Consider the following 20281-nt stretch of genomic DNA (forward strand, 5'->3'; position numbering starts at 1 on the left):
GGAACCGTCGACCGCCGCGCCGCGGTGCCGCTGCTGCGGCGGCTGCGGTCGGCCGAGGGGCTCGCCTGCCCGGTCCCGGTCTACGACGAGCTGCGGGCGATGGGCGATCTCGTCCCGGCGCCCTGGGGCGGGTACCTCGTCACCGGCTACGACGCGTGCAACCAGGTCCTGCGCGGCAGGACCTGGCTCGTCCCCGACTTCGCCTGGCAGGAGCGGCAGACCGACAGCGAGCGCTGGCACGCCGTCGCCACCCAGGAGATGAGCGGGACCCTCTCCCGGCTCAACGCCCCCGACCACACCCGGCAGCGGCACAGCCTCGGGAACCTCTTCGACCGGCAGACCATCCAGGCCATGGCGCCGCACATCGAGGCCGACGTCGCCGGGTTGCTCGACCGCCTGGCCGAGCGAATACGTGTGGACGGTGAGGCGGACCTGGCCGCCGTGGTCAGCGAGCGGCTGCCGATCAACACCGTCGGGCGCTGGCTGGACATCGCGCCGGAGGACTACGCGCACATCCTGGAGATGACCCACAACCAGGTGCACGCCCAGGAACTCCTGCCCACCAAGAGCCAGCTGGCGATCTCCGAGGCGGCGACCCTCCAGCTGCGCCGGTACTTCAACGGCCTCGTCCGGGAGCGCCGCGACAACCCGGGCGACGACGTGATCTCCGGCTGGATCCGCACCTGGGACGCGCTGGAGTCCGACCGCGAGGCCACCGACCGGATCATCTACCAGCTCACCATGTTCGTCACCATCGCCTCACTGGAGACCACGGCGACGCTGCTCTCCTCGCTGGTGTGGTCGCTGCTCCGGTCCCCCGGCTCGTGGGACTGGCTGCGGGCCCGGCCGGAGCACATCGACGACGCGATCGAGGAGGCGCTGCGCTACGATCCGCCGATCCGCCTCAACAGCCGCGTCGCGGGCGAGGACACCGTGCTGTCCGGGGTGCTCGTCCCCAAGGACACCATGGTCCACGTGATGTACGGCGCGGCCAACCACGATCCGCGCCGCAACCCGGACCCGCACACCTTCGACATCCTCCGCAAGGGCTCCCACATCGCCTTCGGCGGCGGCGCCCACTACTGCCTCGGCGCGGGTCTGGCCAGGCTGGAGGCGCGCACCCTGCTCGGCCAGTTGCTGGAGCGCTTCCCGACCCTGCGGGCGGTGAGCCCTCCCGAGTACGCGCCCCGGATGGTCTTCCATCGGGTGACGTCCCTGAGAGTTGCCGCATGAACGTTTCTCCGCACGCGGCTCAGCACCCCCCGTACACGCAGCACCCCCCGTACCCCTCGCACCCTCCGGCGTTCGGGGCCTGGTATCCGCAGCCCGGTGCCGCCCCCGTCCCGGTGGCGCCCCGTACGGTCCGCGCCGAACTCCAGGGGCCGGTGCTGTACGTCGAGCTGGACAGCCCCGAGACCGGAAACGCCGTCACCTCGGCCATGCTGGACGAACTCCTCGCCCTCCTCGCCGCACCGGACCCGGCGGTACGCGTCGTCGTCCTGTCCGGCGCCGGCCCGGACTTCTGCCTCGGCGGCGACCGCGAAGAGCTCGGCGCCACCCTCGGCGAGGACCCCACCGGCGGCGGCATCCGGAGCTACGGCAGCAAGGCCCGCCGGGTCTGCGAGGCCATCACCAACAGCCCCGCCGTCACCATCGCGCGGGTCCAGGGCCGGGCGATCGGCGCCGGCTTCGCCCTGGCCCTCGCCTGCGATCTGCGGGTCGGTGCCGACACCGCCGGCTTCCGGCTGCCCGAACTCGCCCTCGGCCTGCCCGTCGCCTGGGGCGGTCTGCTGCCCCGCCTCCTCCACGAGGTCGGCGCGGCCCGCGCCCGCGAGATCATCTTCACCGGCCGCCCGGTCGGTGCCGCGGAGGCCCACGGCCTCTCCATCCTGCAGCGGGTCGTCCCCGAGCAGGACCTGGACCAGGCCGTGGCCGAGTGGGCCAGGCCCATCGCGCGCCGCCCCGAAGCCGCCCTGCGGGTCACCAAGACCCTGCTCAACTCCCATGCGGCGGCGACCCGGCTGGCCGACACCTCCGTTCTCGACGCCGAGCTGATGGCCTCGGTCCTCGCCGCCGCCCACTACACCCGCGGGCTCGCCACCGCGCCCCCGACCGCCTGACCCACCGTCGCTTCCGCTTCGCTCCGCGTCCTTGTGCGAGCGGAGACCGACCACTCGCGTGGTGACGGACGAGGGCGGGGCCGTGGTGACCACCGCGGCCCCGCCCTCGGGCGTATCGGGCGGAGGAGACCGAACCCTTCACCGCCGACGCCTGGTCGGCGTTGGCCGCGGGGGCCGTGCCGGGGAGTTGTCCGGAGGCTGCTGACGCGCCACGGCTTCGTTTCGCGCGCCCCCGGCCGGCGGTGGCCGGGGGCGCGCCTTGGGCGGGCGAACGAGGGTGGGTTGGGCAGTGGTTCAGCGCACTGACGCCTTGTCGGCAAGGCCCGTTCGTATGCGTGAACCCGGTGGAGGCCGGCCGCCCGGGTTCGGTACGGTGGCCTGCGGAAAGAGGGGGGAAGATCACCTTGGGGAAGACGCGCACCAGGCGCATGGCGGGAACCGTACTGTCCGTGGCGCTGGTCGTCACGGGGGCGGCGGCCTGCGACTCCGACGGAAACGAGAACAAGGCGGCGGCGAAGGCCGCGCCCACCACCGCGGCCGTCCCGGAGGTGTTCGGCGCCGGGGGCTACCGGGGCCTGGCCCTCGGGATGGCGAAGGACGTGGCGCTGGCGACCGGCGCGCTGGAGACGGCACCGGTGTCGCTGCTCAACGGCTGCACCGACTTCGCGTTCAAGGGCGGCCCGGCGCCGGACCAGGCCCGGTTGGCGGCCGAGGCGGCCGTCCAGGCGAGGTTCGCGGAAGCGGACGCCAATGAGCGGGCGGCGAAGCGCGCCGTGGGTACGGTGGAGCCGCTGCCGCCCAACGCGTCCGTGGAGCAGCTCAAGGAGCGCGCCGACCGGATGGTGGCCCAGGTCGAGCGGATGAAGGCCGCTCAGACGACGCTCGACCAGCTGAGCAAGGCCGCTGACGAGCTGAAGGCGGCGAAGGCGACCCGGGACAAGGCGTTCCTGACCGCCGGCCGGGTGCAGTTCGGCCTGGACGGTCTGCGCGAGCTAGCCGCCCCGGCAGAGGCCCGAACCGCCGAGGGGCTCGGGGCCGGCTCGACGCTGGACGACCTCAAGCGGGTGTACGGCGACAAGGGCCTGGAGCTGGGAAAGACCGGCAGGTACGAGATGCCGGCCGAGGGTGCCCAGGCAGCCAAGGGCTGGAAGTACGAGTTCACCGTCGAGGGGGAGAAGGTCGGCGGCATGTCGCTGGTCAACCGGAGCGCGTACTGCTCCTGAGCGGCCGAGCGGGAAAGCGGTTCTGCCCCGGCCTCGGCCGGGGCAGAACCGTTTCTGTCTGGCACCGTGGCTTCGGGAACCCCCGGGCCGGTGCGGACAGGTGGGGGTGTGGAGCTGTCACTGCGGGGTCGGTTGCGAAGTGGGGACCAGTGGGCTTTCAGGGAGGTGTTCGACGAGGCGGCGGGGGACCTGTACCGGTACGCGGTGCGGGTGTCGGGGGACTGGGCGGTGGCCGAGGACGTCGTCCAGTTGACGTTCCTGGAAGCGTGGCGGCTGCGCGGCACCCTGCGCGAGGAAGGCGGCCCGGTCCGGCCCTGGCTGTTCGGGATCACGGCGAACGTGCTGCGCAACACCGCCCGGGCGGCGCGGCGGCACCGTGAGGCGTTGGCGCGGATGCCGGCCCGGGAGGTGGTGCCGGACTTCGCCGACGAGTTGGTGGGCCGACTCGACGACGGCGCGCAGCTCGCGGCGGCGAAGCGGGCGCTGCGCAGGCTCCGGAAGGCGGAGCGGGACGTCTTCACGCTCTGCGTCTGGGCGGGGCTGGACTACGTGAGCGCCGCGGAGGCGCTGGGGGTGCCGGTCGGCACGGTGCGTTCGCGGCTCTCGCGCGCCCGCGTCAGGCTGCGCGCGCTGGCGGACGAGGAACTGTGCGGTGGGCGGGAACCCGATGCGGGTGGCGGACAGGTACCGGGTGGCCGCGCTGACGTGGCCCGGTCGATACGGGAGACGAACCGATGAACGAGGACGAACGCGTCGAGCTGGTCCGGCTGCTGCCACCGCCCGCGCGGCCCGAGCTCTCCGCCGACCGCCACCGGCTGTTGAGGGGACATCTGATGAGCGAGCTGCGGGAACAACCGGTCCGCGTTCGGCGCGGCCGGCTCGGCCGGGTGGCCGTGCCCGCCCTGGCGGGCGGCCTGGCGCTGGCGCTGGTGCTGACCGGCGGGGGCTCCGCCAGTGGACCGGACCGATCGCAGGCACCGCAGGCAACGCAGGCCCGGCCGTCGGCCGGGTCCGCCCCGCTGAACGCGGCGCCGGTCGCGGCGGTACGGCTGCTGAACCAGGCGGCGGACGCGGCGGACCGGGCGCAGGACACCACCCCGAGAGGGGACCAGTTCGTCTATGTGAAGAGCGTCCAGACGTACCCCTCGACCGACGAGGCGACCGGCGAGGCGACGAAGGGCACGCCGCAGAACCGGGAGATCTGGCGCTCCGTCGACGGCAGCCGCTGGGGCCTGCTGGTCATGGACGGCCAGCGGCGGCCCACCGGGCAGGACCTGAAGGACCCGCACACGCGGCCGGACGAGCCCGCGCCGCACCCGCTGGGCGGTGGCTGGCTGGAGCCGACGCCAGGCAACACCGGACCGAGCGGCTACGCCTACGCCGCCGCGCTGCCGACCGACCCGGACCAGCTGCTGGCGAAGCTCAAGGCGGACACCAAGGGGCAGGGGCCGGGCCCGGACCAGGAGGCCTTCGCCACCATCGGTGACATCCTGCGCGAGCAGCTGGTGCCGTCGCCGGTGCGGGCGGCCCTCTACCGGGCCGCCGCGCGGATCCCCGGGGTCACCGTGGTGGACGAGGTGACCGACGCGGTCGGTCGGCAGGGTGTCGCGGTCGCTCGGCTGGACTCCCGGGGGGTGGTCGAGACGCAGTGGATCTTCGACCGGAGCAGCTTCGAGTTCCTTGGTGAGCGCACGGTGGCGGTCAAGGACGACGGCTCCTGGAGGAAGGGGGAGGTCACCGGACAGACAACGATCCTCGGCCGGGCGGTGGTCGACCAGGTGGGCGACCGGCCGTAGCGGGCCCGGCAGAGCGCTGTGGGGCCCGGTGGAAGCGGGCCCCACAGCCGTTTCAGCGCCCGGCCGCCCGCTGGAGGGCGCTGGCCAGCAGGGCGAGGTCGGTCGGGCCGTTGCCCAGTTCGCGGACCGGGCGGCGGGCCGGCGGGGCGCCGAGCTGGAGCGGGTCGATGGCGACGACGGTGGGGCGCAGGGTCGCGGTGCGGGGGATCCGGCCGCTGATCCGGGCGGTCTGGAAGGCGGTGACGCCGCCGTCGGGCAGCCGGAGGTAGCCGCGGCCGGGGGTGTCCTCGCCGAGGGCGGCGGCGTCGCCGAGATGGATGAGCAGGTCGGAGTCGGCGGGGTCGTCCGTGCGCAGGGCGATCCGGAGCAGGGCGGCCTCGTCGACCTCGGTGCCGGCGCTCTCCTCGGGGCGGCCGGTGGTGACGGCGAGGTGGATGCCGAGCGGGCCGCCGCGCCGGGCGATGGCGGCCAGGGCGCGGGCGAGCGGGCGGCCGGCGGGTGAGGTGGGGGCGAGCAGGGCGTCGTAGTCGTCCACCACCACGACCAGCCGGGCGGGGGCCGGTCCGGCCGGGGCGGCGGCCGGCCGGGGGGTGTCGCCGCTGCGCGGCTGGACGACCCTGGGGGCGCTGGGGTGTCCGCCCGCTCCGACCGCGGCGGGCACCGGCACCTCGGGCCGGTCCGCGTCCAGGCCCTGCTCCCCGTCGAGAATGCGGGCCGCCTGCCAGGAGGCGAAGTCCAGCCCGTCGAAGAGCCGCTCGCGCAGCGCCAGTTCGTCCTGCAGGGCCTCCGCGGTGAGCAGTGCCTGCCGGGGTTCGTCGGCGGCGTTGACCCGGCCGGTGACGTGCGGCAGTTCGGTGCAGCCGTCCAGACCGCCGTCGCCCTCGGCCGCCCGGCCCTCGACGATCGTCACGGTGAGCCGCTCGGGCCGCTCGGAGACCGCCAGCGAGGCGACCAGGGTCCGCAGCAGTTCCGTCTTGCCGCTGCCCCGGGCGCCGCCGATGAGCAGGTGCGGGCCGCCCGGGTCGGGGGAGGGGAGGGTGAGCTCGGGGTCGGCGAGGTCGAGGGTGCAGAGCTCGTCACGGGTGGTGCCGAGCAGTGCGACGGCCGCGCCGATGCCTCCGGCGTGGGCGTCCCAGCGGGCGGAGAGCTTGGCGGGGGTGACGGTGTCGAGCTGGAGCAGGTCGAGCAGGCGCAGCGCGTCGGGCAGTGGCCCGCGGGCGGCGGGCACGGCCTCGCGCAGCGGGGCGAGGACCCGGGCCAGCCGCTCGGCCCAGGCGTCGGAGACGGCGTCCAGCGAGACCTCGTGCAGGGTCTCGCGGCCGCGGGCGACCGGCCGGTCGATGGAGAGCTGGGTGCCGACCTCGCCGGTGATCAGGGCGGTGGCGCCGAGGCCGCGCGGCAGCAGCTCGGGCTGCTCGGCGAGGCAGATCGGGAAGATGCCGACGGCGGGGCCCTGGCGCAGCAGCAGGTCGAGCGCCTGGCGGGCGGCCGCGGTGGCTGGGCGGCCGTCGACCACGACCACGGTGGCGGGGTGTCCGCCGAGGCCGGTCGGGCCGGTGAGGCGGGCGGTGAGTTCGGTGAGGCGGGCGGTGGCCTGGTCGTCGTCGAGGCCGAGCAGCAGCCGGCAGTCCTGGCCGTCGGCGGGGCGCAGGTGGGGCAGCCAGAGGGCCCAGGCCCAGGTGTCGACGCGGTCCTGCGCGGGCCGGGCGGGGTCGGCGTCGACCACGACCAGGCTGAGGCCGGTGGGCGGGTGCAGCGCGGCGAGCTGGGCGACGACGGCCCTGGTGAGGGCGTCGAGGCGCTCGCGCGGGCCGCTGAGGCCGAGGCTGCCGGCGGTCTGGAGGTCGAGGGTGACGGGGACGGCGGGCAGCATGGTGCCGGGCGAGGTGCCCGCCCCGCCGGGCCGGTCGGCGGTGCCCAGGCGCAGGGTGAGCGCGTCGGGGTGGCCGGGGCCGCGCTCCCAGAGCCGGGGGCCGGGACCGAGCGCGTTGAGCAGCACGGTGGCGAGGTCGGGCCAGCGTTCGCGCTGGGCGGCGGCCTGCCGGACGCGGACGGCGGCGTGGTGGCGCTCGGCGCTCTCCTGGCCGGGCGGTTCGACGGTGCGGCCGAGGCGCAGCGAGAGCAGGCCCCTGGTGCGGCCGGCGGCGGGCTCCGGGGCGGCGGGCGGCTCGAACACGGGCGGGGCGTGCCTGACCGGGGCGGGCGCGGCGAGCTGGAGGTGGCCGTGGCCGTCGGGGAGCGCCGCGCGGGCGGGCGCCCCTGAGGCGTCCCCGAGATCCGGCACGGTGATCTGGAGGGTGGACTCGCCGATCCGCAGCAGGGCGCCGCCGTCGAGCGGGACGGCCTCCTCGGGCGGGCCGGGCGGCACGAGCCGGCCGTCCAGGGCGGTGCCGTTGGTGGAGCCGAGGTCGCGGACGGTGACCCGGCCGTCGTCGGTGAGGTGCAGGGCGAGGTGCAGCCGGGAGACGTCCGGGTCGTCGAGCGGGACGTCGGCCTCGCCGGAGCGGCCGACCCGGATCTCCCGGCCGTGCAGGCGGTGCACGCCGCCGGCGTCGGGGCCGCCGACGACCCGCAGCTCGGCGGCGGCGGGCCCGTCGTCGGGGTCGTCGGCGGTCGGGTCGGGCTCGTTGAGGCTGAGGACGGCGCCGTCGAGCAGCGGGGGGTGGCCGAGCAGGGTGTGCTCGTCGACCCGGTGCGCCCCGGCGTACAGGTGCACATGGGTGGCGGCCCGTGGGCCGCGCACGCCCACGGCGCCCGCGAGGGCGCCCGCGAGCGAGCCGAGCGCGGTGCCGACGGGCGCGGTGACCAGCACGTCCACGTAGGGGATGGCGGAGCCGGCGGCGGCCGGGCCGCTGCGCGGTCGGAGGACGGTCAGCCGGATCTGCATCTCGCCCGCGGGTCCCTTCTGCTGGTGTGACGCTTGGTACCGCTGCCTCGTGCCACCGCGGAGGCTGCCGGGGCAGTCGCGACGACCCTTGGGCCACAAGAGTGGCGAGTGTCATCCTGCCATCCGTCACGGACAGTCCGCGCACGGTACCGGATTTGACGATCTTGCGATCATCGCCATGGTGGAGGCGACGGAGGGTCAGGTCAACCGCCCCGGGGGCGGCCGTCCGCCCCGACCTCGGGAGGAACCCCGGCGGGTACCCGGGGAGGAACCCCGGCGAGTACCCGGGGGAAGGCCTCGGCGAGGCCCGTCCGTACCGCGGGGAGGAGGCCTGAGGGGCACCCGGTGTCATCCCCTAGGGGATGACCCCCAGGGCCGCCCGGATGCCCTCGCCGGTCGCCTCAGAAACGTGAACGGACACCGTTAGAGTGGCCCGGACACGGGCCCGGCAGGCTCACCGCACCGGCGGAGGAGCGCCCCGCGCGGGCGGCACGGCGAGGAGTGCGACAGGTGCGGCCAGTCGGCAGCAAGTATCTGCTTGAGGAGACCCTCGGACGGGGGGCCACCGGCACCGTCTGGCGGGGCCGGGTGCGCGCGGATGTCGCGGTGCCCGGCAGTGAGCCCGGGCAGTCGGTGGCGATCAAGGTGCTGCGCGAGGAGCTGGCGGCCGACCCGGACGTGGTGATGCGCTTCCTGCGCGAGCGTTCGCTGCTGCTGCGGCTGACCCACCCCAATATCGTCAAGGTCCGCGACCTGGTCGTCGAGGGCGAGCTGCTGGCCCTGGTGATGGACCTGATCGACGGCCCCGACCTGGCCCGCTACCTGCGCGGCAACGGCCCGTTCAGCCCGATCGCCGGCGCCCTGCTGATGGCCCAGGTGGCCGACGCGCTGGCGGCCAGCCACGCCGACGGCGTGGTCCACCGCGACCTCAAGCCCGCCAACGTGCTGCTCGCCTCCACGGTCGTGGACGGCACCGAGCAGATGCACCCGTTGCTGACCGACTTCGGCATCGCCCGGCTCGCCGACTCCCCGGGCATCACCCGCACCCACGAGTTCGTCGGCACGCCGGCGTACGTCGCGCCGGAGTCCGCCGAGGGCCGTCCGCAGACCTCCGCGGTGGACGTCTACGGCGCCGGGATCATGCTGTACGAGCTGGTCACCGGCCGGCAGCCGTTCCAGGGCGACGGCCCGCTGGCGGTCCTCCAGGCGCACCTCGCCCAGGAGCCGCAGCGCCCGGCCAACCTGCCCGAGCCGCTCTGGACGGTGATCGAGCGCTGTCTGCGCAAGGACCCGGCGCAGCGGCCGGGCGCGGTCTCGCTGGCCCGCGCGCTGCGGGTGGTCGCGGCGGGCGTCGGCGTGCACGCCTCCCCGGCCGCGGTGGACGCCGCGCTCGCGGTCGGCGCGCTGCTGCTGCCCGACCCGCAGCCGGCCGCGGTGCCGACGGCGGCCCCCGGAGGCCTCGGCGGTCCCACCGGCCCCGGCGGCCCGATGGCCGGCCTGCCCGGCGCCGAGGACCGGACCCAGGTGCTGCCGGCCGGCCCGCCCGGCCAGCAGTACGACCCGGCGGCCGCGACCCGCCTCATGGGCACCCAGCCGCCGCCCGCCGCCCCGTACGGCGCCGCGGACCGCACCCAGGTGATGCCGCCGACCGCCGGTCCGCCGGTCCCGCCCGGCCCGCCGCAGCCCGAGGCGCCGCACCCGTGGCAGACCCAGCTGCGCGCCGCGCGCGACCGCAACCAGCAGACCGAGGTCGGTTACTTCGACCCGGCGGAGTTCGAGGCCCCGCCGGTGGCCCCGCCGCCGTACCAGGCCGGCGGGCCCGGCCGTCCGCAGGGCTACCAGCAGCAGCCGCCCCCGCCCGGCTACGGGCAGGACCCGCGCCGCCAGGGCCCGCCGCCGCCGCCCGGCTACGCCCAGCGCCCGCCGGTGGCCCCGCCGCCGTACCAGGCGCCCGGTGGCGGCCGCCCGCAGCCGCCCGGTGGCTACAACCAGCCCCCGCACGGCCATCAGCAGGCCCCGCAGGGGTACGGCCAGGGGCCGGGCCGCCCCGGGCAGCCCCCGGCCGGCCCGCAGGGCGGATACCCGCAGCCGGCCCCGCCGGCCGTCCCGCGCCGGGCCGAGCCGCCGGCGCCCCAGCACCGCGAGCCCCCGCAGCGCCGTGAGCCCCCGCAGCGCCGGGAGGCGCCGCCGCGCGAGCCGGCCCGCCGGGAGCCCGCGCCCGCCCGCGAGCCGCGTCCGCGCAGCCGCAACCGGATGTACATCCCGGGCCTCGGCTGCTTCAAGGGCTGCCTGATGGTGCTGCTGGTGCTGGCCGTCGCGGCGGTGGCGCTGTGGAACTTCACGCCGCTGCCGCAGTACTGGACCAACGTCCAGGACTGGTTCAGCGGCGCGAGCGACTGGGTGGGCAACCTGGTCGGCAGTTCGAAGAACTGACCGGGGACGGGCGCCGGGGCGCCGGACGCGGCCGCGGGACCGCGCCGGGCCCGGCCGCCCGGTCGAACACCCCGCCCCGGCGGCAACATTGACGCTTTGTCGACAATTCACAAGATTTCTCGCCCGCCGCTGCCTGTCCGGCGCCCTCAGGCGACCCGGGAAGGGTGTTCGGGCGCGTAGGTTGGTCGCTGTTGTCCCGCCCCACCGAGCGCACCGGACCCCCGGCGCGCTCCCGCCGCCCACGGAGCAGCATTGGCACGCAAGATCGGCAGCCGGTACACCGTCCACCAGGTGATCGGCCGGGGCTCGGCCGGGACGGTCTGGCTCGGCGAGGGGCCGGACGGCCCGGTCGCGGTCAAGCTGCTGCGCGAGGACCTGGCCGCCGACCAGATACTGGTCGGCCGCTTCGTCCAGGAACGCGCCGCGCTGACCAGCCTCGACCACCCCCGGGTGGTCGGCGTGCGCGACATGGTCGTCGACGGCAGCGACCTCGCCCTCGTCATGGAACTCGTCCAGGGCACCGACCTGCGCTCCCGGCTGGAGCGCGACGGCGCGCTCGCCCCGCAGACCGCCGTCTCGATCATCGCCGACGTGGCCGACGGCCTGGCCGCCGCGCACGCGGCCGGCATCGTCCACCGCGACGTCAAGCCCGAGAACGTCCTGCTCGACCTCGCCGCCGCCCCCGGCCCCGGCGGCGCCCCGCGCGCCAAGCTCACCGACTTCGGCGTGGCCCGCCTGGTCGACGCCCCGCGCCGGACCCGCGCCACCCGGATCATCGGCACCCCCGACTACCTCGCCCCGGAGATCATCGAGGGCCTGGAGCCGCGCGCCGCCGTCGACATCTACGCCCTCGCCACCGTGCTGTACGAGCTGCTGGCCGGCTTCACACCGTTCGGCGGCGGCCACACCGGCGCGGTGCTGCGCCGGCACGTCACCGAGCAGGTGCCGCCGGTGCCCGGTCTGCCGGACGGCCTCTGGCGGATCATCGCCGAGTGCCTGGCCAAGGCCCCGGCCTCCCGGCTGCGCGCCGCCGAGCTGGCCGAGCGGCTGCGCGAGCAGCTGCCCGCGCTCACCGGCCTGCCGGTGCTGGCCGTGCCCGCGCAGGGCCGCACCCCGGCCGAGGAGCCGCTGACCCCCGGCGAGGCCGTGTACGCCGAGGTGGACGCCGCCCCGGGCACCCACAAGCGCCGCCGCGGCCCGGCCGTCCCGCTGGTGCCCGGCGCCGTCCCCGACTCCACCCGCGACACCCACACCAGCCTGCGCCGCCCCTCCGCCCACGAGCTGGCCTCCTACGCGGCCGAGTCCCGTGCCCAGCGCACCGCCCCGGGCACCGGCCACCGACGGGACCGCCAGGCGCTGCTGCGCCGCCGCCGGGTGCTGGCCGTCCTGCTGGCCGTGGTCCTGCTCCTGGCGGGCGCCGCCGCGGCCTGGACGGCCTTCGCGGCGGACGTCCCGGACACCGGGAACCCGCCCCGTCCGGGCGCCGTCACCAGCGCACCGAGGGCCCCGTAAAGGGCCGAAGGCCCCCGGTGTCGCCGGATGCCCCCCCGGAACCATTACCCTGGGTGCGTGGCAGCCGTCGATCCTTCCGAAGAGCTCAAGAACCTCGAGACGACCATGGGGTCGATCGAGGCCGTCCTCGACCTGGACAAGATCCGGGCCGACATCGCGCGTCTGGAGGAGGAGGCAGCCGCCCCCGACCTGTGGGACGACGTCGCGAACGCGCAGAAGGTGACCAGCCGGCTCTCCTTCCTCCAGGGCGAACTGCGCCGGGTGCAGAGCCTGCGCAGCCGGGTCGAGGACCTCGGCGTCCTGTTCGAGCTCGCCGAGGCCGAGGACGACGCGGACACCCGCGTGGAGGCCGAGAACGAGCTCACGGCCGTCAAGAAGGCGGTCGAGGAGCTGGAGGTCCGCACCCTCCTGTCCGGCGAGTACGACGCCCGTGAGGCGCTGATCAACATCCGGGCCGAGGCCGGTGGCGTGGACGCCGCCGACTTCGCCGAGCAGCTGATGCGCATGTACCTGCGCTGGGCCGAGCGGCACAACTACCCCACCGAGGTGTACGACACCTCGTACGCGGAGGAGGCCGGCATCAAGTCCGCGACCTTCACCGTCAAGGCGCCGTACGCCTACGGCACCCTCTCGGTCGAGCAGGGCACCCACCGCCTGGTCCGCATCTCGCCGTTCGACAACCAGGGCCGCCGGCAGACCTCCTTCGCCGGGGTCGAGGTGCTCCCCGTCGTCGAGCAGTCCGACCACGTCGACATCGACGAGTCCGAGCTGCGCATCGACGTCTACCGCGCCTCCGGCCCGGGTGGCCAGGGCGTCAACACCACCGACTCGGCGGTGCGCATCACGCACATCCCGACCGGTGTGGTGGTCTCCTGCCAGAACGAGCGCTCGCAGATCCAGAACAAGGCGTCCGCGATGAACGTCCTCCAGGCCAAGCTGCTGGAGCGGCGCCGCCAGGAGGAGCGGGCCGCGATGGACGCGCTCAAGGACAGCGGCAGCTCCTGGGGCAACCAGATGCGCTCCTACGTGCTGCACCCGTACCAGATGGTGAAGGACGTCCGCACCGAGTACGAGGTCGGCAACCCGCAGGGCGTGCTGGACGGTGACATCGACGGCTTCATCGAGGCCGGCATCCGGTGGCGCAAGCAGCGGGAGACCGCCGCGCAGTAAGCGGTGACACGAAGAAGGCCCCGACGGTTCTCCGTCGGGGCCTTCTTCGTGACGTTCGGGAGCCGGGAATCAGGCCAGTGCCTGCCGGGCGATCAGCGCCACCGCGAGCAGTCCGGCCAGCAGGGCCAGCAGCAGGGCGGGGGAGAGCGCGGCGAACGGACCCTGCTGCTCCTGCAGGCGGGCCCGGTTGGCGCGGCACACCGGGCAGCGGCCCTCGCTCACGCGGCCGTTGCAGTTGGCGCACACCAGATGGTCGCAGGTCATGCGATCTCCTCCTCGCTGCTACAGCCAACGCACCGGACGGGGCTTTGGTTCCTCTGGTTGCCCTGTGCGGGGGAGCGGCCGACCCCGGCCGCTCTCTCCACTCTGCCAGGTTCTGCGGGTTCCGGCCCCCGGGCTGTGAGATGCCTCGCAATTTTCGGGGCATAAGCGGACATTGTCCCCCAACTTTCGCCGGCTGTCACCGGCCGGTCCTGCGAGCCGGGTGCCGCTTCGCGTATGGTCCCAAGCCGGGAGCGGCCTCTTCCGCTCCTTCCGCCGCCCCAGGGCCGGGCGCCCGGGGTGGACCGACCGAGGACTGGCGCCGCCTAGGATGGCCTCCGTGATGCAGCCGTGATCAGATTCGACAACGTCTCCAAGACCTATCCCAAGCAGAATCGTCCCGCCCTGGACAACGTCTCGCTGGAGATCGAGAAGGGCGAGTTCGTCTTCCTGGTCGGCTCGTCCGGCTCGGGCAAGTCCACCTTCCTGCGCCTGTGCCTGCGCGAGGAGCGCCCCAGCACCGGTGAGGTGCACGTGCTGGGCAAGGACCTGGGCAAGCTGTCCAACTGGAAGGTGCCGCACATGCGCCGCCAGCTGGGCACCGTCTTCCAGGACTTCCGCCTGCTGCCGAACAAGACGGTCGCGCAGAACGTGGCCTTCGCGCTCGAGGTGATCGGCAAGCCCAAGAGCGCCATCGGCAAGGTGGTGCCCGAGGTGCTGGACCTGGTCGGCCTCGGCGGCAAGGAGGACCGCATGCCGGGCGAGCTCTCCGGTGGTGAGCAGCAGCGTGTGGCCATCGCCCGGGCGTTCGTGAACCGCCCGATGCTGCTGATCGCGGACGAGCCCACCGGTAACCTCGACCCGCAGAACTCGGTCGGCATCATGAAGCTGCTCGACCGGATCAACCGCACCGGCACCACGGTGCTGATGGCCACCCACGACCAGGCCATCGTCGACCAGATGCGCAAGCGCGTCATCGAGCTCGACAAGGGGCTGCTGGTCCGCGACCAGGCCCGCGGCGTCTACGGATACCAGCACTGATTCACCAGCACTGATTTCCGTAGGCCGCCGGCCCACGCTGCCGGACCGGTCCCGACCCTGGAGTTGTTACACGCATGCGCGCCCAGTTCGTCCTGTCGGAGATCGGTGTGGGTCTCCGCCGCAACCTGACGATGACCATCGCGGTCGTCGTCAGTGTCGCGCTCTCCCTCGCCCTCGCCGGTGCCTCGCTCCTGGTCCGTGACCAGGTGAACTCCATGAAGGGGTACTGGTACGACAAGGTCGAGGTGAGCATCTACTTCTGTACCAAGTCGGACGCCCGCAACTCGCCGCAGTGCGACAAGGGCGCGGCCACCGACCAGCAGGTCGCCGACATCAAGACCCAGCTGGACAAGATGGATTCGGTGGTCCAGTCGGCGACCTTCGAGAACTCCGCGGAGGCGTACAAGCACTGGAAGGAGATGAACCCGGACAACCCGCTCATCTCCGTCCTCGGCCCGGAGGCCATCCCGCAGTCCTGGCGGGTGAAGCTCAAGGACCCGACCAAGTACGACGTCATCCAGAGCGCCTTCGCCGGCAAGCCCGGCGTCAAGTCGGTCGAGGACCAGCGGAAGATCCTGGAGAACCTCTTCGGGCTGCTCAACGGCCTCCAGACGGCGGCCTTCGTCATCATGGTGCTGATGCTCTTCGTCGCCCTGTTGCTGATCGTCAACACCGTCCGGGTGTCGGCGTTCAGCCGCAGGCGTGAGACCGGCATCATGCGCCTGGTCGGTGCCTCGAACTTCTACGTCCAGATGCCGTTCATCGCCGAGGCCGCGTTCGCCGCCCTGCTCGGCGCCGTGATGGCCTCCGGACTGCTGCTCGGCGGGCACTTCTTCGTCCACAGCTGGCTGGCCGACCGGGTGCAGTTCATCCACTTCATCGGCCTGAGCTCGGTGCTGGCGGTGATACCGCTGCTGGTCGTGGTCGGTATGGGCATGGCCGGTATCGCGGCGTTCTTCACGCTGCGCAAGTACCTGAAGGTCTGACCCGGCTCCCACCGGCCGGCCTCCCGGCGGCCCCGGACGGCACCGCGCCGTCCGGGGCCGCCGCCGTTTCACCGTCAGCCGTTCCGGTACGGCGGGCTCCGCGCGGTGTCTAGACTCCGATGCCATGCCAGAAACTCCGCGAAGGGCACGTCAGGCGGTCACCCTCAGCCTGGTGTTCGGCGCCGTGCTGCTGGCCGGGGCCGCCACCGGTGCCTGGGGCGACCCGGGCGCGCCGCCGCACCGCCCGGCAGCCGCCCCGGCCGGGGCGGGCTTCGCGACCGGCCAGGACCCGGCCGGCACGACCCTCTCCGAGCAGCAGGCCGAGCATCTGATCGGCGTCAACGGCGACCGCTGGGGCGCCTATTACAGCGCGCAGGAGTACGCCGAGTTCAGCCAGGGCCTGGACGGCCGCTACCTCGGGGTGGGCCTCTCGGTCGGCCGCGGTCAGGACGGCGTCACCGTCGTCTCCCAGGTGCAGCCGGCCGGCCCGGCCGCCGCGGCCGGGATCGCCCCCGGCGACCGGCTGCTGCGGATCGACGCCGACCCGGCCGACCGGCTGCCGGTCACCGAGGTGGTCGCCCGGCTGCGCGGGCGCGAGGGCGAGCGCCAGGCCGGCTCGGAGGTCACCCTCGCCGTCCGGCGCGGCGACGGCGAGGTCCGCGAACTGCGGCTGCGCCGGGCCCTGCTGGACACCCAGCAGGTCACGGTGGAGCGGCTGGACAAGGGCGTCGTCCGGATCACCGTACGGGCCTTCACCAGCGGGGTGGCCGAACAGGTGCGCGCCGCGGTGCGCACCGCGCACGCCGGGGTGGTGCTCGACCTGCGCGGGAACTCCGGCGGCCTGGTCGAGGAGGCCGCCGGCACCGCCGCCGTCTTCCTCGACGGCGGCCCGGTCGGCTCCTACCAGGATCGCGGCGGGACCCGAGAACTGACCGCGCCGCCCGGCGGCGACCAGCGCACCCCGCTGGTGGTGCTGGTGGACGGCGGCACGATGAGCGCCGCCGAACTGCTCACCGGCGCCCTCCAGGACCGCAGCCGGGCGGTGGTGGTGGGCGGGCGCACCTTCGGCAAGGGCACCGTCCAGCAGCCCAGCCGGCTCGCCGACGGCGCGGTGCTGGAACTGACCGTCGGCCGCTACTACACCCCGGCGGGCCGCTCCCCGGACGGCACCGGCCTGACCCCCGACGTGCCCGCGGCCGGCTCCGAGGACGCCGGCGCGCTGGCCCTGCGGGTGCTGGCGGGTCTGGGGACGCGGACGTAAAGGGGCTGCCCGACACCGGGTCGGGATGCGAGAATAATCGGCGTTATGGCAAAGGAAACCGGACAGAAGCTGATCGCGCAGAACAAGAAGGCGCGACACGAGTACACCATCCTCGACACCTACGAGTGCGGTCTCGTGCTCACCGGCACCGAGGTCAAATCACTGCGCGAGGGTCGGGCCAACCTGGTCGACGGCTACGCCTACGTCCAGAACCACGAGGCGTGGATCGACAACGTCTTCATCCCCGAGTACACCCAGGGGACGTGGACCAACCACGCGGCACGGCGCAAGCGCAAGCTGCTGCTGCACAAGCTGGAGATCCACAAGATCGAGGCCAAGGTGCGGGACGCCGGCCACACCCTGATCCCGCTCTCGCTCTACTTCAAGGACGGCCGGGTGAAGCTCGAACTCGCGCTCGCCGTCGGCAAGAAGCTGTACGACAAGCGGCAGACGCTGCGCGAGAAGCAGGACACCCGCGAGACGGCCCGCGCGGTGGCGGCGGCCCGGCGACGCCAGGGTTAATCCGCTGGACCCCCGCTGGTCGTCTCGCGTACTATGGCGCCAGCAACACGGTACGGGTCGGGTCACCGCCCGCCGAGCTGTTTCTCAACAAAACATGGGGATGATCGGTTTCGACAGGGGACGTCGAAACAGGAGAAGCGAGCCGAGGAACGCGGCAATGATCTCGTTAACCATCTGTCGCAAAAAAATAATCGCCAACACTAAGCGCGATTCCCAGCAGTTCGCTCTCGCTGCCTAATAAGCACCGATAGCGCTTGGGTGTCAGACCGGGGAGTTCCCGACCCGGACCCTGGCATAATCTAGGGAACTCAACCGTCCGCCCGGGCTGCGAGGGCGGATGGGAAATCAAACAGCAGCTGGGCCTGTTGGCGGCTTGTCCGCGTGACCGCCAGGGCCGAGAAAATCACAGCGGACTGCGCTCGGAGAAGTCCTGAATCCACTCCACTGGACCCGGGTTCGATTCCCGGCATCTCCACCACCCCATGTTTGACACCATGAAGGCCGCCCTCCAGCCGGAGGGCGGCCTTCGTCGTGCCCGGCCCGTCCGCCGGCGCCCCACCAGTACCCCACCCGACGCCCTGCCCGCCGGCGCCGCGGCAGGCGGTGCAGCGCGGACAAGGGTCGGCGGCGTAGGATTTTCCGTCCGCTCATTTCTCCGAGCCGGATCCACCCACCGCAGGACGTACGTCAGGGGGCTTCTTGGGCGCGCACGGCTCAACCCAGTACTCCGCCGCAACCACCGAGGCCATGCAGAGCAACACGGACACCGCCACCGCCACCACCGGCGCCGCCACCGATGGGGACACCATCCGCGAACGCGAGATCGCCGGCGAACAGCGCCACCTCGACACCGTCTACCACCGCCTGGAGGAGAAGCTCGCCGAAGCCGAGTACATCCTGGAGGACGCCGCCAAGCGGGTCCATGTCGGCACCCCCGGCGCGCTCGCCGAGCGCGACGCCCAGGTCTACCGGGCCGGCGCCCACCTCCAGCGGCTCAACAACGAGTTCGAGGACTTCCTCTTCGGCCGGATCGACCTCCAGCGGCCCGACGCCCCGGAGGAACACGGCATCCCCTCCAACACCCCCTTCGACCCGGCCGACCCGGCCGTCGCCGAGACCCTGCACATCGGCCGGCTCGGCGTGCTGGACGCCGAGTACGGCCCGCTGGTGATCGACTGGCGGGCTCCCGCCGCCGCGCCGTTCTACCGCTCCACCCCCCTGGAGCCCGGCCGGGTCATCCGCCGCCGGGTGATCCGCTCCAAGGGCCGCAAGGTGATCGGCGTCGAGGACGACCTGCTGCGCCCCGACCTCACCCCCACCCTGGACGGCCACGAGCTGGCGGTGGTCGGCGACGGCGCGCTGATGGCCTCGCTGGGCCGGGCCCGCAGCCACTCGATGCGCGACATCGTCTCGTCCATCCAGAAGGAACAGGACGAGGTGATCCGCGCCGCCGCGGCCGGTGCCACCCTGGTCACCGGCGGCCCCGGCACCGGCAAGACCGCCGTCGCCCTGCACCGCGCCGCCTTCCTGCTCTACCAGGACCGCCGCCGCTACGCCGGGGGCATCCTGGTGGTCAGCCCGACGCCGCTGCTGGTCTCGTACACCGAGGGCGTGCTGCCCTCGCTCGGCGAGGAGGGCCAGGTCGCCATCCGCGCGGTCGGCTCGCTGGTGGACGGCATCGAGGCGGACACCTACGACACCCCGGAGGCGGCCCGGGTCAAGGGCTCGGCCCGGATGACGCAGCTGCTGCGCCGGGCCGCCCGGGCCGCGCTGGAGCTGGGCGCGCCGCAGGAGCTGAAGGTGGTCGCCCGCGGCGAGGTGCTGCGGCTGGACGCGGGCAGGCTCAAGGGGGTGCGCGGGAACGTCATCGGCTCCGGCGGCACCCCGCTGAACCTGCTGCGCCCGCGCGCCCGCCGGCTGCTGCTGGACGCGCTCTGGCAGGAGGCCACCCGCCACCTGCCCAGGCCCGCCGACCACTACGCGCGCGAGCAGCGCCAGGAGGAGAAGGAGTCGTTCGACGACTACGTCTCGGACGAGGCGCCGTTCCTGGACTTCCTGGACGCCTGGTGGCCCGCGCTGACCCCGCGCCGGGTGCTCGGCACGCTCCGGCAGCCCCGGCACATCAACCGGACCGCCCGCCGCGCCGTGACCCCGGAGGAGGCGAAGGTGCTGGCCGCGTCCTGGCGGCACCTCTCGGACCGCGGCGAGGGCGCGCTGTCCGCGCACGACGTGGCGCTGGTGGACGAGCTCCGGGTGCTGCTCGGCGAGGCGGCCCGCCCGAAGGTCCGTGAGGTGGACGCGGTGGACCTGCTGAGCGGCCTGGACGAGGTCACCACCTTCGCCGACCGCAACTCCCGCCAGCGCGAGCGCGTGCCGGTCGAGCGGACCGAGTACGCGCACATCATCGTGGACGAGGCCCAGGACCTCACCCCGATGCAGTGGCGCATGATCGGCCGCCGGGCCCGGACGGCCACCTGGACGATCGTCGGGGATCCGGCGCAGTCCTCGTGGCCGTTCCCGCAGGAGGCGCAGTCCGCGCTGGACGAGGTGCTGTCCGGCAAGCCGCGCCGCCGGTACACGCTGACCGTGAACTACCGCAACCCGGCCGAGATCGCCGAGGTGGCGGCCAAGGTGCTGGCGCTGGCGGCGCCCGGGACGCCCTCGCCGAGCGCGGTGCGCGAGGTCGGGGTCGAGCCGCGCTTCGCGGCGGTCACCGACCCGTCCCCGGAGGCCTTCGGGGCGGCGGCCCGGGCCGAGCTGGAGCGGCTGCTCGCCGAGGTCGACGGCACCGTGGCCGTCGTCGTGCCGATGGACCGCCGGGCCGAGGCGGCCGGGTGGATCGAGGGGCTGGGCGGCCGCGCGGTGGCGCTGGGCAGTCTGGAGGCCAAGGGTCTGGAGTACGACGCGACGGTGGTGGCCGACCCGACCGGGATCGCCGGCGAGTCGGAGGCCGGCCTGCGGGTGCTCTACGTGGCGCTGACCCGGGCGACCCAGCGGCTGACCGTGCTCTCCGGCCCGGACGACCTGCCGGACGCGGCGGGCGTGCCCGCGCTGCTGCACGACTGAGCC

At 74.1% G+C, this 20281-nt stretch carries 15 protein-coding genes and 1 other RNA gene; 14 read left to right on the forward strand and 2 right to left on the reverse strand.

The window, feature by feature from the left end; all coding sequences use genetic code 11:
• The first annotated feature begins 99 nt into the window (after nucleotides 1–99).
• The 5 genes from AB0P06_RS26885 (at nucleotide 100) to AB0P06_RS26905 (ending at nucleotide 5139) form a co-directional block, all read left to right on the forward strand.
• The gene (locus tag AB0P06_RS26885; protein WP_363611667.1) at nucleotides 100–1233 is read left to right on the forward strand and encodes a cytochrome P450; all 1134 of its coding nucleotides are present in this window, start codon (nucleotides 100–102) and stop codon (nucleotides 1231–1233) included.
• Entirely contained in the window at nucleotides 1230–2120 is an 891-nt protein-coding gene (locus tag AB0P06_RS26890) for an enoyl-CoA hydratase/isomerase family protein (RefSeq protein WP_363611621.1), read from the forward strand. Before AB0P06_RS26885 ends, AB0P06_RS26890 begins: the two co-directional genes overlap by 4 nt.
• 428 nt (nucleotides 2121–2548) lie before the next feature.
• Nucleotides 2549–3343 carry a hypothetical protein gene (locus AB0P06_RS26895; RefSeq protein ID WP_363611623.1) on the forward strand — a complete coding sequence of 265 codons (795 nt, stop codon included), beginning with the start codon at nucleotides 2549–2551 and terminating at the stop codon, nucleotides 3341–3343.
• Between the two features lie 108 nt (nucleotides 3344–3451).
• The gene (locus AB0P06_RS26900; protein WP_363611625.1) at nucleotides 3452–4081 is read left to right on the forward strand and encodes an RNA polymerase sigma factor; all 630 of its coding nucleotides are present in this window, start codon (nucleotides 3452–3454) and stop codon (nucleotides 4079–4081) included.
• A complete protein-coding gene (locus tag AB0P06_RS26905; protein ID WP_363611627.1) occupies nucleotides 4078–5139 on the forward strand; it encodes a CU044_5270 family protein in 1062 nt (353 codons plus the stop codon). Before AB0P06_RS26900 ends, AB0P06_RS26905 begins: the two co-directional genes overlap by 4 nt.
• A 52-nt stretch (nucleotides 5140–5191) precedes the next feature.
• Here the strand turns inward: AB0P06_RS26905 and AB0P06_RS26910 are convergent, their stop codons facing one another.
• Nucleotides 5192–8026, reverse strand: coding sequence for an FtsK/SpoIIIE domain-containing protein (locus AB0P06_RS26910; protein ID WP_363611629.1), 2835 nt, complete (start codon nucleotides 8024–8026; stop codon nucleotides 5192–5194).
• A gap of 510 nt (nucleotides 8027–8536) precedes the next feature.
• Here AB0P06_RS26910 and AB0P06_RS26915 point away from each other — a divergent pair.
• The 3 genes from AB0P06_RS26915 (at nucleotide 8537) to prfB (ending at nucleotide 13141) form a co-directional block, all read left to right on the forward strand.
• Entirely contained in the window at nucleotides 8537–10459 is a 1923-nt protein-coding gene (locus tag AB0P06_RS26915) for a protein kinase (RefSeq protein ID WP_363611631.1), read from the forward strand.
• A 252-nt stretch (nucleotides 10460–10711) separates the two neighbouring features.
• Nucleotides 10712–11971: a serine/threonine-protein kinase gene (locus AB0P06_RS26920; protein WP_363611633.1), complete on the forward strand. Its 1260-nt coding sequence runs from the start codon at nucleotides 10712–10714 to the stop codon at nucleotides 11969–11971.
• Nucleotides 11972–12028: 57 nt separating this feature from the next.
• The gene (gene prfB / locus AB0P06_RS26925; protein WP_363611635.1) at nucleotides 12029–13141 is read left to right on the forward strand and encodes a peptide chain release factor 2; all 1113 of its coding nucleotides are present in this window, start codon (nucleotides 12029–12031) and stop codon (nucleotides 13139–13141) included.
• A 69-nt stretch (nucleotides 13142–13210) separates the two neighbouring features.
• Here prfB and AB0P06_RS26930 read toward each other — a convergent pair whose 3' ends face one another.
• Entirely contained in the window at nucleotides 13211–13405 is a 195-nt protein-coding gene (locus AB0P06_RS26930) for a hypothetical protein (protein ID WP_363611637.1), read from the reverse strand.
• A 348-nt stretch (nucleotides 13406–13753) separates the two neighbouring features.
• Here AB0P06_RS26930 and ftsE point away from each other — a divergent pair, with 348 nt between their 5' ends.
• The 6 genes from ftsE (at nucleotide 13754) to AB0P06_RS26960 (ending at nucleotide 20278) form a co-directional block, all read left to right on the forward strand.
• Complete coding sequence (gene ftsE, locus AB0P06_RS26935; protein WP_030394280.1) at nucleotides 13754–14443, forward strand: cell division ATP-binding protein FtsE; 690 nt, start codon at nucleotides 13754–13756, stop codon at nucleotides 14441–14443.
• Between the two features lie 74 nt (nucleotides 14444–14517).
• On the forward strand, nucleotides 14518–15429 hold the full coding sequence (gene ftsX / locus AB0P06_RS26940) for a permease-like cell division protein FtsX (protein ID WP_363611639.1): 912 nt from the start codon (nucleotides 14518–14520) through the stop codon (nucleotides 15427–15429).
• A 124-nt stretch (nucleotides 15430–15553) separates the two neighbouring features.
• A complete protein-coding gene (locus tag AB0P06_RS26945) occupies nucleotides 15554–16690 on the forward strand; it encodes a S41 family peptidase (protein ID WP_363611641.1) in 1137 nt (378 codons plus the stop codon).
• 45 nt (nucleotides 16691–16735) lie between these two features.
• Entirely contained in the window at nucleotides 16736–17212 is a 477-nt protein-coding gene (smpB, locus tag AB0P06_RS26950; protein WP_363611643.1) for an SsrA-binding protein SmpB, read from the forward strand.
• A gap of 96 nt (nucleotides 17213–17308) precedes the next feature.
• Nucleotides 17309–17690, forward strand: a transfer-messenger RNA (tmRNA) gene (gene ssrA / locus AB0P06_RS26955).
• A 269-nt stretch (nucleotides 17691–17959) separates the two neighbouring features.
• A complete protein-coding gene (locus tag AB0P06_RS26960; RefSeq protein ID WP_363611645.1) occupies nucleotides 17960–20278 on the forward strand; it encodes a UvrD-helicase domain-containing protein in 2319 nt (772 codons plus the stop codon).
• Nucleotides 20279–20281: the final 3 nt, after the last annotated feature.

The sequence above is a fragment of the Kitasatospora sp. NPDC088351 genome, from assembly GCF_040685575.1.
Classification (GTDB): Bacteria; Actinomycetota; Actinomycetes; order Streptomycetales; family Streptomycetaceae; genus Kitasatospora.